The organism is Christiangramia echinicola DSM 19838, from assembly GCF_000423065.1.
In the GTDB taxonomy this organism is placed as follows: Bacteria; Bacteroidota; Bacteroidia; order Flavobacteriales; family Flavobacteriaceae; genus Christiangramia; species Christiangramia echinicola.
In genome coordinates, this window is record NZ_AUHG01000012.1 from 321,366 (window position 1) to 336,987 (window position 15,622).

Annotated in this window: 12 protein-coding genes and 1 pseudogene; all 13 read right to left on the reverse strand. The window is 37.7% G+C overall.

Translation table 11 applies throughout. The annotated features are described in order from the left end of the window. Positions 1-937: 937 nt before the first annotated feature. The gene (locus tag G530_RS0110775) at positions 938-2,425 is read right to left on the reverse strand and encodes a PH domain-containing protein (RefSeq protein ID WP_026934548.1); all 1,488 of its coding nucleotides are present in this window, start codon (positions 2,423-2,425) and stop codon (positions 938-940) included. Beyond that, on the reverse strand, positions 2,418-2,945 hold the full coding sequence (locus G530_RS0110780) for a PH domain-containing protein (protein ID WP_026934549.1): 528 nt from the start codon (positions 2,943-2,945) through the stop codon (positions 2,418-2,420). Before G530_RS0110780 ends, G530_RS0110775 begins: the two co-directional genes overlap by 8 nt. Before the next feature lie 148 nt (positions 2,946-3,093). Beyond that, entirely contained in the window at positions 3,094-3,390 is a 297-nt protein-coding gene (locus G530_RS0110785; protein WP_026934550.1) for a hypothetical protein, read from the reverse strand. Positions 3,391-3,417: 27 nt separating this feature from the next. Continuing rightward, positions 3,418-4,209 (reverse strand): cation efflux transmembrane domain-containing protein, encoded by a 792-nt coding sequence (locus G530_RS0110790; RefSeq protein ID WP_026934551.1) that lies wholly within the window; start codon positions 4,207-4,209, stop codon positions 3,418-3,420. Beyond that, a complete protein-coding gene (locus G530_RS0110795; RefSeq protein WP_026934552.1) occupies positions 4,206-6,752 on the reverse strand; it encodes a heavy metal translocating P-type ATPase in 2,547 nt (848 codons plus the stop codon). The genes G530_RS0110790 and G530_RS0110795 overlap by 4 nt, the downstream gene beginning before the upstream one ends. A 13-nt stretch (positions 6,753-6,765) precedes the next feature. Beyond that, entirely contained in the window at positions 6,766-6,996 is a 231-nt protein-coding gene (locus G530_RS0110800; protein WP_026934553.1) for a hypothetical protein, read from the reverse strand. Between the two features lie 77 nt (positions 6,997-7,073). Continuing rightward, positions 7,074-7,490, reverse strand: a complete 417-nt coding sequence (locus tag G530_RS0110805) for a Fur family transcriptional regulator (RefSeq protein WP_026934554.1) — start codon at positions 7,488-7,490, stop codon at positions 7,074-7,076. Then, complete coding sequence (locus G530_RS0110810; RefSeq protein WP_026934555.1) at positions 7,483-7,839, reverse strand: P-II family nitrogen regulator; 357 nt, start codon at positions 7,837-7,839, stop codon at positions 7,483-7,485. The genes G530_RS0110805 and G530_RS0110810 overlap by 8 nt, the downstream gene beginning before the upstream one ends. Before the next feature lie 101 nt (positions 7,840-7,940). Continuing rightward, the gene (locus G530_RS0110815) at positions 7,941-9,167 is read right to left on the reverse strand and encodes an efflux RND transporter periplasmic adaptor subunit (protein ID WP_026934556.1); all 1,227 of its coding nucleotides are present in this window, start codon (positions 9,165-9,167) and stop codon (positions 7,941-7,943) included. A 21-nt stretch (positions 9,168-9,188) separates the two neighbouring features. Beyond that, on the reverse strand, positions 9,189-13,622 hold the full coding sequence (locus G530_RS0110820; RefSeq protein WP_026934557.1) for a CusA/CzcA family heavy metal efflux RND transporter: 4,434 nt from the start codon (positions 13,620-13,622) through the stop codon (positions 9,189-9,191). A gap of 125 nt (positions 13,623-13,747) precedes the next feature. Next, positions 13,748-14,065: a DUF6660 family protein gene (locus tag G530_RS0110825; protein ID WP_240472151.1), complete on the reverse strand. Its 318-nt coding sequence runs from the start codon at positions 14,063-14,065 to the stop codon at positions 13,748-13,750. A gap of 179 nt (positions 14,066-14,244) precedes the next feature. Next, positions 14,245-14,445, reverse strand: a pseudogene (locus tag G530_RS0110830) (hypothetical protein); the annotation flags it as partial. A 35-nt stretch (positions 14,446-14,480) separates the two neighbouring features. Continuing rightward, positions 14,481-15,488 carry a potassium channel family protein gene (locus G530_RS0110835; protein WP_026934560.1) on the reverse strand — a complete coding sequence of 336 codons (1,008 nt, stop codon included), beginning with the start codon at positions 15,486-15,488 and terminating at the stop codon, positions 14,481-14,483. Positions 15,489-15,622 lie beyond the last annotated feature (134 nt).

Consider the following 15,622-nt stretch of genomic DNA (forward strand, 5'->3'; position numbering starts at 1 on the left):
TGTTTTTGATTTTTTTTACTTCGCTTCCGGGTATGTTGTTTTGAAATGATTTCATGAGATTTTTATTTGATTTACTTCCTATAGAGCCGTGTGCTGTTACCTTTTTTGATGCTGATACATTTTCAAGAGTTAGAATTAGGGAAGACTTATAAAAAGGAGTATGCGACTGGCTTATGCAGTCTGTACTAACTTCTAAATATTGGTATTTTGCATTACAAAAAAGGTAGGAACAGCAACGGCCGGGAAGGAAATGGAAATGCTGAAATTAAAAAACAACCGGAAGCGAAGTAAATGGATAAATGGAATTCCGATTTAGCGGGCGTCCTTTATTATTTAGTTTATAGAATAAGACTATAGGATGAGCACAAATTACTATATATCGAATACATCAAGAGAAAAATGAAAAGGATGCTCAAGATATCCTAAAGGAAGCTTTTTACCCGACATGGAGCATTTTGCAGAATGAAGCGGTAATGTGCTGACTGATTTACAACCAGAAAATTAATGAGATTAATAGTCACAATCTTTGGCGTTTTTTTTATTCCAAACGAAATACATGGTAATTTTTTTTTGGTTCCTAATTAATTAGTGATTCGACCTAGCTATCTGTTAAAAAGACGTGTTATAGTTTTTAATATTGTTATAACTGGATTAAGAACAATATCTATTAACCATGGAAATGCGAAAATCATAAATTCACTTCTAAAAGGAGAGTATTGGTCTAAACTCCTCTAAGTTTTAAATAGAATTTACAGGCTATATATTCAAAGTATTGTTGATTTGTTCCTTTAAATCAGTGCCATTTTATAATTGTTTCAATTCACTGATAGTTAATGTCAATTTATACACTAAACTAAATACCATAAAATTTAGAGTAGAAACAGATTATCTCCAAGTATTATTTCCGCCATAGTTCTTTATAGTTCCTGATTTGACTCTACATCCATCCTCTGGAAGTACTTTCAATTTTATAAAGTACATAATCCATTAAGGATTCTGCTTTATTTCGATCTATCAGCTCGAAGCTAACATCCCCTCCGGCTGAATGGAAAGTGAGAGTTACGAGATTTTTCTTTCTATACCAGAGCGGTTGCGAAATTGAAACAGCTTGTAGTTTCCAGATTTCCAGGTACTGCTGTTTATTTTCCCATACACCAGAATTTTTTAGAATAAATTCCTCCGAAAAACTTAGGCGCAAAGATCGAAAATATAGAAGTTGATATCCCAAGAGAATAACCGAATAAACTGATATAATGATGATCAACCATTTTAAAGGTAAATTAAGATTGTAAAATTTCGATATAATAGGAATAAGGAGCAAGGGTAGAAATCCTGCACTGATCTTTTTAAAAATAAGTAACTTATTAGGAATGATTTGAGTAACCTGTTTCTTTATTGGATTAACATGCATATATCCAAGGATCTTTGACAAAAGTTCTTGGGAAATACCGGGAATGGTAGTAATACTTTTCTCAGGATCATTCGGGCTGCTTGCCAAAAAAAATTTGATCTTTTGGAGATTAAGCCTTTGTTGAAAAGGATTGTTCAAAATTTCAATAGCCTGTACTCTTTTTGCTTTTAAGCTCACCTTTTTATTTTTCCGAAGCCCCATCTCTACCTGTAGTCCTGAGTTGGATTTTTTAAGACGAAGGCCATAATATTTAATGAAGGTGTCCGCCACAGTGACTGTAATTATCGCCAATAGCAGAAGTATAATTTTCCAGACGCTTAAAGGAGAGTCTAAGTTTGGCTCCACCATGATGAATTCGGGAGGGATGAATTTATTTAAGAAAAACTGATCTTTGAGAGTAAGGTAGAAAGTGATCAACAGAAGAAGCCCGCGCAGGTAGTTGCTGATTAACCCGAGCTTTAGAAGCTGGAGAATGTTTAAAGAAAAATGCCAGTCTTCAGCGGCTTTTTCTTCTTTTTCTTCTTGCTGAATGTTTTCTTCCAGCCGGGAATAACTTATAAGAAGTTCTGCAAGTTTCTCTGCCTTTATCCTGGATAAAGCCTTTATTTCCTCCTCTTTTTCTTTGCTCCCCGCAGTATCGATTAAAACACTATAGACACCTATTAATCGCTGCACAAGGTTTCTCCTAAGATTGACCTGCTGGATTTTATTGAAAGGGAGGCTGATAGTTTGAGAATTGAAAACCCCTTTTTGAAGTACAAATTCCTCAGTTCTAGGATTAATTAAAAAAACAAACCTCGAAAAATAAAGGATACTATAAGCTAAAGCTAAAATAAAAATTATAGTAGCCACGATAGCAGCATTAAGGATTGTTTGAGAATCTAATTCGTTCATGAAAAAATAGATCCCCAAAAACCACAAATTCTTAAAAAGAAGATAAAGGCTGTTCCCAAAAACAAGTATCACTCCTATTTTAGACTGCCTCTGTGGCCGATGGAAATTACTGCTATCCATTAGAAGACACCCTTTTTGAGATAGCTTCCTTTAATGCTTCCGCATTTCTCGAAAGAAGTCCAGAAATAGTAATGTCACTGGCTGAACCACCTGCAGAAAAAATTGCCAAAGATGAAATTCCCAAGAATTTGTCCAATAAATCTTTTCTAGCCGAGACATGTTGCACCCTATTGAATGGTACGATTGTTATTTTTTCATGGAGAAAACCTCTTTTAAAAATTATATCTCTTTCTCTTAAAGCATATCCATTTCTTTTCTGTAGCTCAAAATTGCGATAGAATAACCATAAGAAAATCGGTAAGAAAAGAATTGCAGACCAAAGGATTAATATTTTGAATTCTATCATAAGAAAGTATCCTACAATTAAAGCTCCCAAAATTACTAATGCACCAATACCAGTCCGAATATTTAGCTTAATCAGATACTTATGATCGAGCCGATAGAATTCCACTTCAGTAAATCGAGGTAAAGAATTTATATCCAGTTGTTTATTTTCAAATTCTGCCTGGTTTGAGGTCATCGCATTTCAAATTTATTTATTTCTTATTGTTGGATAAAATAACTTGTCAAAGACTGGTATAAAATATAATTTGTACTCATACCTTTAATTCACTTATTCTATTTTTTTCGTACGCAATCTCAATGCATTGGCTATTACTGAAACTGAGCTAAAGCTCATGGCAGCAGCGGCAATCATAGGCGATAGTTACCATAAGCGGAATGGAAATTATATTGGAACCCAGCAAATTTCCTAAGCCAATATCAGAAACACCACGGGCAGCACTTGTAATATTAATTGCCACTTCAGGGCTCGCCGTTACAATAGCAAGGAAAGCTGCTCCTGCAGAAGCCGTAAGCCCCCATTGCTTACGTAACATTTTTAAAGGTGTAAGGAGTTGGTCAGCACCCCAATGAGCAGCCCATGCCGCAAGAACTAATACCCCTACCCATAACCATACATTCATTTTAGTCTTTTTACTATTATACTATCTTCACTTGGAAATCTTTAATATTTTAATCGCCCCACGCATCACAAATGTGAATACAATACCTCCTATAATTAGATCCGGCCATTTACTCTTCAGAAAATAAACCAGAATACCAGCCAATATCACCCCACCATTTACGATAATATCATTTGAAGTAAAAATAGCACTGGCCTGCATATGAGCCTCTTTACTTTTAGCCTTATTGATTAGCCATAATGAAATTAAATTTCCTGCCAGGGCCAGAGAGGAAATAATAATCATCCACTGAAATAAAGGTGTTTCACTACTCATAAGAAACCTGCGTAAGACTTCTACGAATCCCAGAGTAGCTAAAAACATTTGAAAATAGCCGCTGAATTTTGCGACTTTCTTTTTTCTTGAAACAGCACCTCCCACTGCAAATAAGCTTAACGCATATACTATCGAATCTGCTAACATATCAAGTGAGTCGGCGATAAGACCCATTGAAGAAGATATCCAACCGGTGGTCATTTCAATAAGGAAAAAACCAAAATTAATACCCAATACCCACCAAAGGATATTTTTTTGTTTAGTTTCATCTTCTCCAACTGGAACCTCAGCCTTTTCTGATCGTATAAATTTATCGCCCAATTTTAATTCGGAAATCGAGGAATGAATGTCTTCAATCCCTTCCTGATGATATACTTCAAGTTTTCTATTGGGGATATCAAAATCAAGATATTTTATCTGTTCATAAGATTCTAGTTTCATCCTGATCATCTGCTCCTCGGAGGGGCAGTCCATTTGATTGATTATGAAGGTACTTTTGTTCATTTTTTATAAGCTAAAAGTCTTAAGGCATTAAATACTACCAAAAGTGTGGAACCTTCGTGTATAACTACCGCTACTCCAATATTTGCGAAACCAAAAATTGTTGCGGGGATAAGCAAAGCCACAATTCCAAGACTTACCCATAGATTCTGCTTAATAATTGCCTTAGCTTTTCTACTTAATCCAATAGCAAAGGGAAGGGTTTCCAATTTATCGGCCATAAGAGCAATATCAGCGGTTTCTAAGGCAACATCACTTCCCGCAGCACCCATAGCGATTCCTACGGTGCTATTTGCCATGGCAGGCGCATCGTTAACACCATCGCCTACCATTGCTACTTTAGATTCTTTCTTTTTCAGTTTTTTTATAGCCTCTACCTTTTCTTCCGGCAATAAACTACCCCAGGCATCGGTCAATCCAATTTCTTCTGCTACTGCATCTGCTACCTTCTGGTTATCACCGGTAAGCATGATCATTCGTTTAATTCCTATTTCCTTCAATTCAGAAAGGGTCCTTTTTGCTGCCTCCCGGGGGGTATCCATTAAAGCAAGGATGCCTATATATTCTCCATTCTTACGAAGAAGCATCGTGGTGTTTCCACCACCTTCAAGATCTCGTACTTTAGTAGTTATTTCTTCTGATGGAATAGTATCATTTAGTTCTTCGTATAGATCCAAATTACCAACATAGATCTTATCATTTCCCAATGTTGCTTTAATACCTTTTCCTAACACGGCTTCCAGATTGGAGGCATCCGGGATTTCCTCGCCTTCCAGGCGCTCCTTTCCATCACGAACTACTGCTTTGGCCAAGGGATGATCACTCAAACTTTCCACGGCTACTGCTATTTTGAGAAGTTCATTTTCTGAAATATCACCAAGTGGTATTACTTGCGTAAGTTTAGGCTTTCCTTCCGTTAGAGTTCCGGTCTTATCGAAGGCAAGAGCGGTCAATTCTCCAAGATCTTCCAGAGGTCGGCCGCCTTTAATTAATACCCCGCCGCGGGCCGCTCTGGCCACTCCACTCAATACAGCACTTGGGGTCGAGATTGCCAACGCACAGGGACTTGCAGCTACCAGTACCGCCATTGCCCGGTAGAAGCTGGCGCTAAAGGGTTCGTCAATAACAAAAAAAGCGAACAAAAGAATTCCGACCAAAATAAGAACGGATGGCACAAAATATTTTTCGAATTTATCGGTGAGCAACTGGGTAGGCGATTTTTGAGTCTGAGCTTCGTTAACCAGTTTCACCAACCGGGAAAGCGTTGAATCTTTGGCTGCTTTGATAACTTTAATCTCCAAAGTATTGTTCCCATTGATCGTTCCTGCAAAAACGCGGTTTTCATCTTTGATATCATCTACCTCAGAGTAATCCTGCTCAACATTTTCTACGGGAACTTTATCTACCGGTACACTCTCCCCGGTTATTGGAGCCTGGTTTACACTACTCTGCCCGTCTACCACTACGCCATCTGCAGATATTTTACTATTTGGTTTTACGACAATGATATCCCCAATAGTGAGTTTTTCGATACCAACTTCTTCCGTTTTACCATTTTTCTTAACCAAAGCTGTTTTTGGTGCCAATTCTGCCAATGCGGCTATAGATTTGCGTGCTTTGTTCATTGCATAATGCTCCAGGGCATGGCCCAGGCTGAAGAGAAATAATAATAATGCCCCTTCTGCCCATTCTCCCAAAATAGCTGCTCCAATAGCTGCGACCAGCATGAGAAAATCAATTTCAAATCCACCTTTGGCTACGGTTTCCACAGCCTCTTTAGCAGTATAAAATCCTCCAAAGAAATAGGCTCCTATATAAAGTGAAAGACTAACCCATTGCGGAACTGATTCTACAAAGGATAGTCCAAAACCTATTCCTAACAAAACACCACAAGTAATAGCAAAAATAAGCTCTGTATTTTTCCCAAAAATACCTCCATGGGCGTGGGAATGTTCTTCGCCGGCGCCGTGGCTATCAGCCTCTTTATGATTCAGTTCATCCTCATCTTCATGCTGATGTTCCTGGCTCATCTCATTTTCTTTATTTAATTTATCAGAGGTTTTTTCCGAAGATTTAAAGCCATTTTCATGACCAGAAGAAGATTTCTTGACTTGTAGGCTTTCTTTTTCGAGCTTTGTAGTTATCTCATCAAAACTTGTTTCTCGTTTATCATATTCTAAACGGATCATTCCTCCGGCATTGGCGGAAGCTTCCAAAACACCATTGGTATTTAGCAGACTCTTTTCTATAATTCTTGCATGTCGGGTATGTCTAATCCCCTCAACCTCTATAAGAAAATGTCCATATTTCTCGGTAATTTCAGCCCCGGTTCTTTCTGCCAATGATTGAATGCGGTCAATAGAAATAATGTCGGGATCATAATGAAAACACAGTTGTGGCACCGTATCTTCCTGATCGTCTTTTATATGCACTTTATCAAGACCTTCCTTGGCTTCTAATTCCTCAATGAGCCTTTGCACACAGGTATCTTTTTCATTTGGCACCTGAGGTAGCAGTACCGGAATTTTGAGTTGTAATTTTTTCATATCCCTATTGGTTTTAAATCCATCTTTTAACCTCTTCTTTTTCGGTAAGGTCGAAATATTTAACGCCTAATGTGGCCGCACTTATCACTTCTATTGTACTGTCCAGTGCCCATCCTATAAGAGCAGAACTATTGGCAGTTATTCCTGCAATTAGAGATACTATTACTTCAATGGTATCATAAATGACATTCCATATTTGAAGCGTTCTTGCCTTTTTTAAATCGTTTTTTCTTTTTGTTTCCATAAGCTGATTTTGGTAATCACCATACTATATAGTTCCATTTTCACCTCTTTTTTATATGCTTCCTTTCTCTTCAAAAATTAAACACCACTACATTTCTCACATATTCCCTTTACTACCAGGTTTACATTTTCTGCCATATATCCCTCTGGCAGGTTAATATGTGGAATCTTATGATCGGTCAAACAAACAGTTTCATCACAATTATTGCAATGAAAGTGGATATGTAAGTCCTGTTCTACTTCGCAATTACAATCACTTTCACAGAGCGCATATTTTGGTATGCCTGTGCCATCATCTATTTGATGCACAATGTCCTTTGTTTCAAATGTGCGTATTGTTCGAGATAATGTAGCCCGGTCCGCTTTTCCAAAAGCATTTTCAATTTCGGTAAGGGTTACGGCCCTGTCTTTTTTGGCCATAAATTTATAGATCAGGATACGCATGGCTGTTGGCCGAACTTCGTGTGCCTCTAAATTTTTTTCGATATCACTCATTTCCATCATTATTTAATCCAGATCGATTCAAAGATTCTCCGGTTTTTATTCGGAAAGCATCTTCAATATCTGAAAGATAAATAATTCCATCACCGGGTTCAGTTGTTTTTGCATTCTCAAGTATAATATCGATTGCTGATTGTGCTTCTTCATTTTGACATACCAGTTCTAACTTTACCACCGGGCTGTCGGTTACACGAAAATCCAAAGAAGGCGACGCGCCTTTTGCTTTAAATGCCCCGGTACCTTCCCCCTGAGACAGCGTCATACTTTTGAATCCGCTTTCGCTAAGGGATTCTATCACTATTTGAACCCGTTTTGGTTTTATAAATGCTTTTATTTCTTTCATCGCTGTTTTATTAATTCTTTATTAAGGATGAACCCTCTGGAACTTTAATTAAGACAAACATTTTACAGAGAGCCCATCCATCTAAATTTTTAAAATTCTATTTAATGACCATGGGAATTTTGGCTTTTCTGCATTTCAGATACCAGGTAATAGGCATTATCATAAGCAACTAAAGAACCTTCTGGAAGTGGCTCCAGGAGTTTAATTTCAACCCATCCATCTTCATTTATCCCTGTCCTTACCTGTACCGGTCTTAATTCCCATTCTGTTTTACCTTCTTCCTGATGTTTTTGAGCTGTAAAGATGTAAGGATTTCCCTCTTCTTCTATCACTGCCTCTTCAGGTAGAGCAGGCACTGCTTCTTCTCCTGTCCGAATTTTTCCTTTAATATACATCCCCGGAATAAGATAATCTTCTTTGTTTTCTATTTCTGCATGAACATGCACCGCTTTGGGATTTTGTTCAAATTGCTTCCCTACAGAATATATTTTTCCTGTGAGATTGCTACCGGGAACTGACTCCAGGGTAAAAGAAATCTTTTGACCTTCTTTAACCTTATAAATATCCTTTTCAAAAACCATTAGATCGGCATGCACGTGTTCATTATCCACCACCATAAACATGCTGGTTTGCGGTTCTACATATTGGCCAATTTGCACCTTTACTTTTTCTATATAGCCTTCGATAGGGCTTACTACCGGAATATATTCATACAGGGTGCCATTTCTTACCTGGGAGGCACCCAGGTTTAACTGTCTTAATTGGGATTCATAACCACTTACCTCTCCCTTTACCGACTGAAAATCTGCCTGGGTTTGTTGAAATGACTTTCCTGAACCAACTTCTGCCTCGTATAATCGCTTCTGTCTTGCAAATTCCTTTTCTAAAAACTGCATCCGGTTATAGGCATTGATATAGTCCGTTTGTATTTTTGTCAAATTGGGATGGGATAGATACGCTAGTACCTGACCTTTATTTACCTTATCACCTTCAATAACTTTTATTGAATTAATATTCCCGCCTAAGACAGCCGTCACGGTAGCTTCGTATTGAGGTGGTACTTCCAATTGCCCATTCGCTTCTACTATTCCTGATAATGCTTTCTTAGTTAAAGTATCTACTTTGATTCCCAGACTATTGAATTTCATCTCTGAAAGATGCACTGAGCGCATTCCGCCACCTTCTTCTTCATTGTTACCTTCTGTTTCTTTAGAATCCGATGCTTTAGTTTCCTGAGTATTTTTTTCCGAATTAGAATTTTCTTCACACCCCAAAAACAATGTAAGTGATAAGGCAAGCATTAAAATATTTATTGATCTTCTATTCATATCGTTTTTCTTAGGTATTTTTTAATTTGATTTTTCGAGGTAATATTCGAGCTGATAACGACTATCGAGATAATCATCAAAAGCACTCCATGCGTTTACCTCGATTCTAATAGCATCTCTTATATTTTGAAGGAAGGTTACGTAATCTATAGCACCTTCCTTAAATGCCAATACTGATCCTTCTTGTTGCTCCTTAGCCAAGGGAAGCGCTTCATCCCTATAATAATTCCATGAGTTTCTCCATTTTATGAATTTTTCTCGCATATTTTTATAGGCAGTTTCGAGCTCGAGTTTATCCTGGTAAAAATTTTGCTCTGCAATCTGTCTATTTACTTTTGCCTCCTGGGTACGTCCTAATTCAGGTCCAAAAAATAACGGAATTTGGATTCCTATTTGATATTGGAAGAAGCCTGATTGCCCATTAATTTCCTGCCTGGCATACTGTCCCTGAAATTTAGGTAGAAATTCAGATTTCCGTTCTCTGGTTAAAGCTTTTGCAACATTAACTCTCTGTTCTGAAACCTGTAGTAACGGATGGTTTTCAAGCGAACCTGCCAGAAAGTTCAAAGGTTCGTCTAAAGTTTCAACAGGTAAATCTGGCACATCATAAATCGTGTCACTAACAAACCAGAGGTTTAAGCGCTGTAATGATTTCAGGTAATTTCTATAAGCTTGTTCTAACTGTATTTTCACCTCATTCCCCTGATTCGAGGTAGCAAGATATTCCAGTTTAGAGGTAGCTTCTGTTTCATACCTTATTCTTGCTGCCCTTTCAATGTCTTCAAAAATTGAATCCATTTTCTTATATACCTGATACCTCTTTTTACTAGTATAAACTGAAGTCCAGGCCCTGCTTACTTCACGTTCCACTTCTAAGATATTTAGTTCTAAAGCATTTTCAGCAAGTGCCACCCGTTCTTTTTGCAATTTTAACCGGGGGGCAATTCCAAAAACATCTATACCTTGTTGTTGAACACCAATTTGAGTATAAATCCCATCTGAACCGTTTCCTACCTCTTCTTTTCCAGTAAAGATTTGGGTATTCCCAAAATCATAAGCGGTCTTACGCAGTACTTCTTCACTTTCAATTTCGAGTTGAGCAGCTTTAAGCTGAGGAAAGTTTTTGATGGCTATTTCCCGGGCTTTTTCCAAACTTATAGTCTGTAAAGTATCCTGTTGTGGATATTCAGATGAAACAGCATCAGATTGTGCATTTACGGAAAAGGTTCCGCCTAACATCAAGCCAATTATCAAAATCGTAGCTAAAGATCGCGTATCGGAAGAACCTAGATTGTTCTGTTCCTTCTTCTCACGTCTTCTCTCCACGAGGGTATATAACACCGGTAAAACAACCAGCGTAAGCAAGGTAGCCGTAAGCATACCACCTATAACAACTGTAGCAAGTGGTTGTTGAACTTCTGCACCGGCAGAAGTGGAAAATGCCATTGGTAAAAAACCGAAAATATCTGTTGTCGCTGTTAACATAATAGGTCGTATTCGTTCTTTGGTTCCTGTAAAAATTCTATCTTTTATATTGGTTACTCCTTCTTCTTTTAAAGAATTGAATCTATTTATTAGTACCAGTCCATTTAAAACTGCAACCCCAAATAGTACAATGAAGCCTACACCTGCGGAAATACTAAATGGCATTCCCCGCAACCAAAGGGCAAAAACACCTCCGATAGCAGCCAATGGTATCGCCATATAGATCATAATGGATTGGGAAAAAGATTTTAAGGCAAAATATAGAAGCACGAAAATCAGGAATAAGGCTATCGGTACCACAATCACTAATCGATCTTTAGCACTCTGAAGGTTTTCGAACTCCCCTCCATAAGTAATATAATAACCTGGTGGTAATTCTAATTCCTCATCTAATTTTTGCTGAATGTCGTTCACCACAGACTCTACATCCCTTCCCCGTGCATTTACACCCACATAGGTTCTTCTGTAGGTGTCATCTCTCGAGATTTGCATAGGTCCCGGAACGTATTCAATATCTGCTATTTCTTTGATTGGCACCTGGGTTCCATCTGGAAGGTCGATATACATTCCTCTTAAGTCATCAATATTCTTCCTATGATCTTCATCAAATCTTACAACTAAATCGAATCGCTTTTCACCTTCAAAAATGACCCCGGCCGTTCCTCCGGCAAAAGCGGTGCTTATATAATCATTGACTTTCTGAATATCTAGTCCATATTGGGCAATTTTATCACGGTTAAATCTAACAGTCATTTGTGGGAGGCCAGATGTTCTCTCCGCATTTACATCTCCTGCACCAGGGACGGTTTGGATAATATTGGCCATTTCCTGCACCTTTTCTGACAGCACCTCTAGATCTTCACCATATAACTTTACCGCAATATCTTCTCTAACCCCTTCTAATAACTCATTAAATCTCAATTCTACGGGTTGGGTGAACACTAAATTGACCCCGGTAAGCTCTTCATCAAGTTTTTCCTTGATCTGTTCAATAAGGCCTTCTTTGGTTTCAGAAGTTTCCCATTTATCTTTGTCTTTTTCCAGGATTAGATACATATCTGCAATATCCATGGGCATAGGATCGGTAGGAATATCCGCCACTCCAATACGGGCAGTTGCCGTTTTAATTTCTGGGAAGTTTTCTAAAAGTATATTTTCAATTTTTTTTGAAACTTCGATAGACTCTGTTAGTGAACTACCTGGTCTTATTAAAGCCTGCATGGCGATATCCCCTTCATCAAGTTGAGGAACAAATTCTCCTCCCATTCTGGAAAATAGAAAACCGGCTAAAACAAGCAGTACCACCGCAGATCCTATAACAATCAATTTCAGTTTTAATGCTCCTTTCAATAAAGGCATGTACACTTTTTGTATTCCGCCAATTATCTTATCGCTTATTTTCTCCAGCCAGCGTTCAAATTTTCCAAACCAGTTCTTTTTATTCTGAATTGGTTTCATAAATAAGGCCGACATCATAGGTACATAGGTAAGACATAAGAAGATAGCACCTATCATGGCAAAACCGAAAGTGTACGCCATCGGCTTAAACATTTTACCTTCGACCCCGGTAAGAAAAAGAATGGGTGTAAAAACGATAAGAATGATAATTTGTCCAAAAAATGCAGAACCCATCATCGTACTTCCTGCATCATAGGCTACCTCATCCATTTTCGCCTGATTGAATTTTACTTTTCCAGATCGAATCCGTTTTTGTATTTCATATACCGTACCCTCAATGATAATCACTGCACCATCTATTATAATTCCGAAGTCGATTGCCCCCAAACTCATTAGATTGGCCCATACATTGAATTGCTTCATCAATATAAAAGCGAAAAGAAGTGATAATGGAATGGTGGTAGCTGTTATAAGTCCACCTCTTAAACTACCTAGTAATATTACCAGGGCGAAGATCACGATTAAAGCTCCTTCCAGTAAATTTGTTTTAACGGTGTCGGTTGTTCGTGCTATTAATTCACTTCGATCAATTATCGGTGCTATGGTCAAACCTTCAGGAAGGGACTTCTCGACTTCAGCCATACGATCCTTGACATCCTGAATGACTGCGTTAGGATTCGCACCTTTCAGCATCATGATGATTCCTCCAACGGCTTCCTCCCCATCCTGGGTAAAAGCTCCATAACGTACCTGATTTCCAAACTGAACATTTTTCGCAACATCACCAATCGTTATTGGGATTGCATTTTCCGTGGTAATCGCAATTTTCTTGATATCCTCCAGTGAACGGATTAAGCCCTCACCCCTAATAAAATTTGACATTTTATTTTTCTCGATATAAGCCCCACCGGTATTCACATTGTTCCGTGCCAGCGCCTCATAAACTTCAGAGATACTTATACCCATACTGTTTAATTTCTCTGGGTTAATTGCTACCTCATATTGCTTTATGGAACCACCAAAAGAATTCACTTCCACCACACCTTCCAGTAAGGTTAGTTGCCTTTTCACTATCCAGTCCTGAATAGTTCGCAGTTCCATGGGGGAATATTCAGTTTCGTATCCTTCTTTTGGCTTTATGGTGTATTCATAAATTTGACCCAAGCCAGTTGAAATTGGCCCCATAGCAGGACTTCCAAATTTATCAGGAATGGTCTCTCCTAATTCATTAAGCTTTTCCTGTACTAGTTGACGTGGGAGATAGGTTCCCATATCATCTTTGAAAACAATAGTTACTACCGAAAGGCCAAAGCGTGAGATAGACCGAATTTCTGTAACCCCAGGTAAATTACCCATCGAAAGTTCTACGGGATAGGTTACAAATTGTTCAATGTCTTCTGTAGCAAGATTAGGTGATTGGGTGATCACCTGAACCTGGTTGTTGGTAATATCTGGTACCGATCCCAGATTTACGGTAGACATGGACCAAATACCCGTGCCTATAAGTGCCAAGGTGAGTAGCCCAATAATAAATTTATTATTAATGGAAAATGAAATGATTCTATTGATCATATAAAAAAATTAATTCAGTTAAACATCTCGATATTCCCTAAGTAGAGAGAGTCGATATACTGGTCTGAAGAAGTTATAGGACTTCAGGACAGGAAAGGATATAACTATCCTTTAAGAAAACTGAATTAAACTTTTGGAGGATCTAAAAAGGAAAGTATAGGTTCTTCCACTGAACTATCAAAATGAAGAAAAGCTTTTGATGGAATTTCCGCAATCAAAGGTTTGAAATTTGAAGAACCAAAATCTACCGTATGCACATGGCAGCAATGACAACTACAAAAAGGAGGGCATAAATCCACTACTTTATCATGTGAATGGTCGAAATCTAAATCTTGGGCAGCAATCACTGTTACTTCTGAATCTGAATTCAATTGTGAAGTATCATTATCATTACAGGCTAATAAATTAAGCCCGAGTACGTAAAACGATAATATGAGTGCCATTATTTTCACATTACAAAGATAATTAAATATGCATGCACAGGGTATGCAAAAGCCCCGTACGCATAATGAATCGAAGATTTTTATATGGTTTAATACGTTACTAAAATTTTTCGATATCCTGGATTCGTATAACTATAGATAATCCGTGTGTCTCTCACTGGAATTAGATGATATGAATACTACAACAATTTCGCTCCTCTTAACCGCAAGGCATTGGCAATAACTGAAACCGAGCTAAACCTCATGGCCAGAGCCGCGATCATAGGAGAAAGTAATAACCCAAAGAATGGATATAATACACCCGCAGCAATTGGCACACCCAGGGTGTTATAAATAAGTGCAAAAAACAGGTTCTTTTTATTATTCCGCATTACTTTTTTCAGTTTTAAATAAATTTAACTTGTGGAAAGAATTTTTAAGATTTTTTTTTATCTACCTGGTTCCAGTTCCACCCATCCTGCTGTACCAGGGTTAGAAAAATTTTACGAAGATCTTCAGACTTAGTGTCTAACGCGTGATTCCCCTTGGACTTGTCAATTAAACTAAGTTCCTCTAATTTTTGTAGGGTTGAATATGCTGGAGTTTCATTACTGGTATTTATATGCGTTACCTCTTTTAAAACTTCAAAATAATTCTCGAACGCAATATCTAATGGACGTAAGTCTCCTGGCTCTGGTTTTACCCTATCATTTAAGTTAAATGCTAGAATAAGATAGGCTTCGTAAAGTCTTGCAAGTTGTAAAATAATGGCATTCTTCTCTTTGTGATTATGGAAATAGTGAATTACAGGATAAGCCCTATGTTGCTGACTATATTTTATAATTGATTTAGATAGTTCGTCAACTTTAGAAATAAAGGATTGAAAGCTTTTACCATCCCAGAAGTTTAGGATTATTTTTTCAGGACTGCTCCCTAATATGCTAAGTCTTATTCCCAGTTTTCGTTGCTCTATAACTGCTGATAGTACAGGGATGAAATATGTGACCGACATAGTTAAGAGAATGAGGCCGGTAAAAGAATAAAAGCTGGTGAGAATCCTGCCCCCATTTCCGGTAGCTATAAAATCTCCCATGCCCAGGGTAGATAAGGTATATCCGCTGTAATAAATAATTTCCAAAAGATCTGCAGGAATTTGCGTGCTACTGTTAACAATAATCCCAGGTTGAGATATCAAAATAAGGACAAAACTAATCCATAATAAAAATACCCAGATTAAAACAATTGAAATCAACAATATATAACCTGCATGAGATAAGATTTTTGATTTACCATTACCACCGGAAACAAAAAGAAAAAGTTTCCAGAAGAGATGAGAATACCTGCTAGTTAACCAGCCTCCTCCTTGCATAGACAATGTCGTTTGAAGTATATCCAGTACTGTAGCTATATAAATAATGAGTCCTAAAGCCAGAAATATTGCCATATCATAAATTATTACTCAGGTCGTTTGAAATAGAATTCAACCCTGTCATTATAAAAATACCAAGATAGCGGTGAGCTTTCCGGATATTCATAGCTGTTCTTCTTTTTACCATTTTAAATAATTGGGGTGTTATT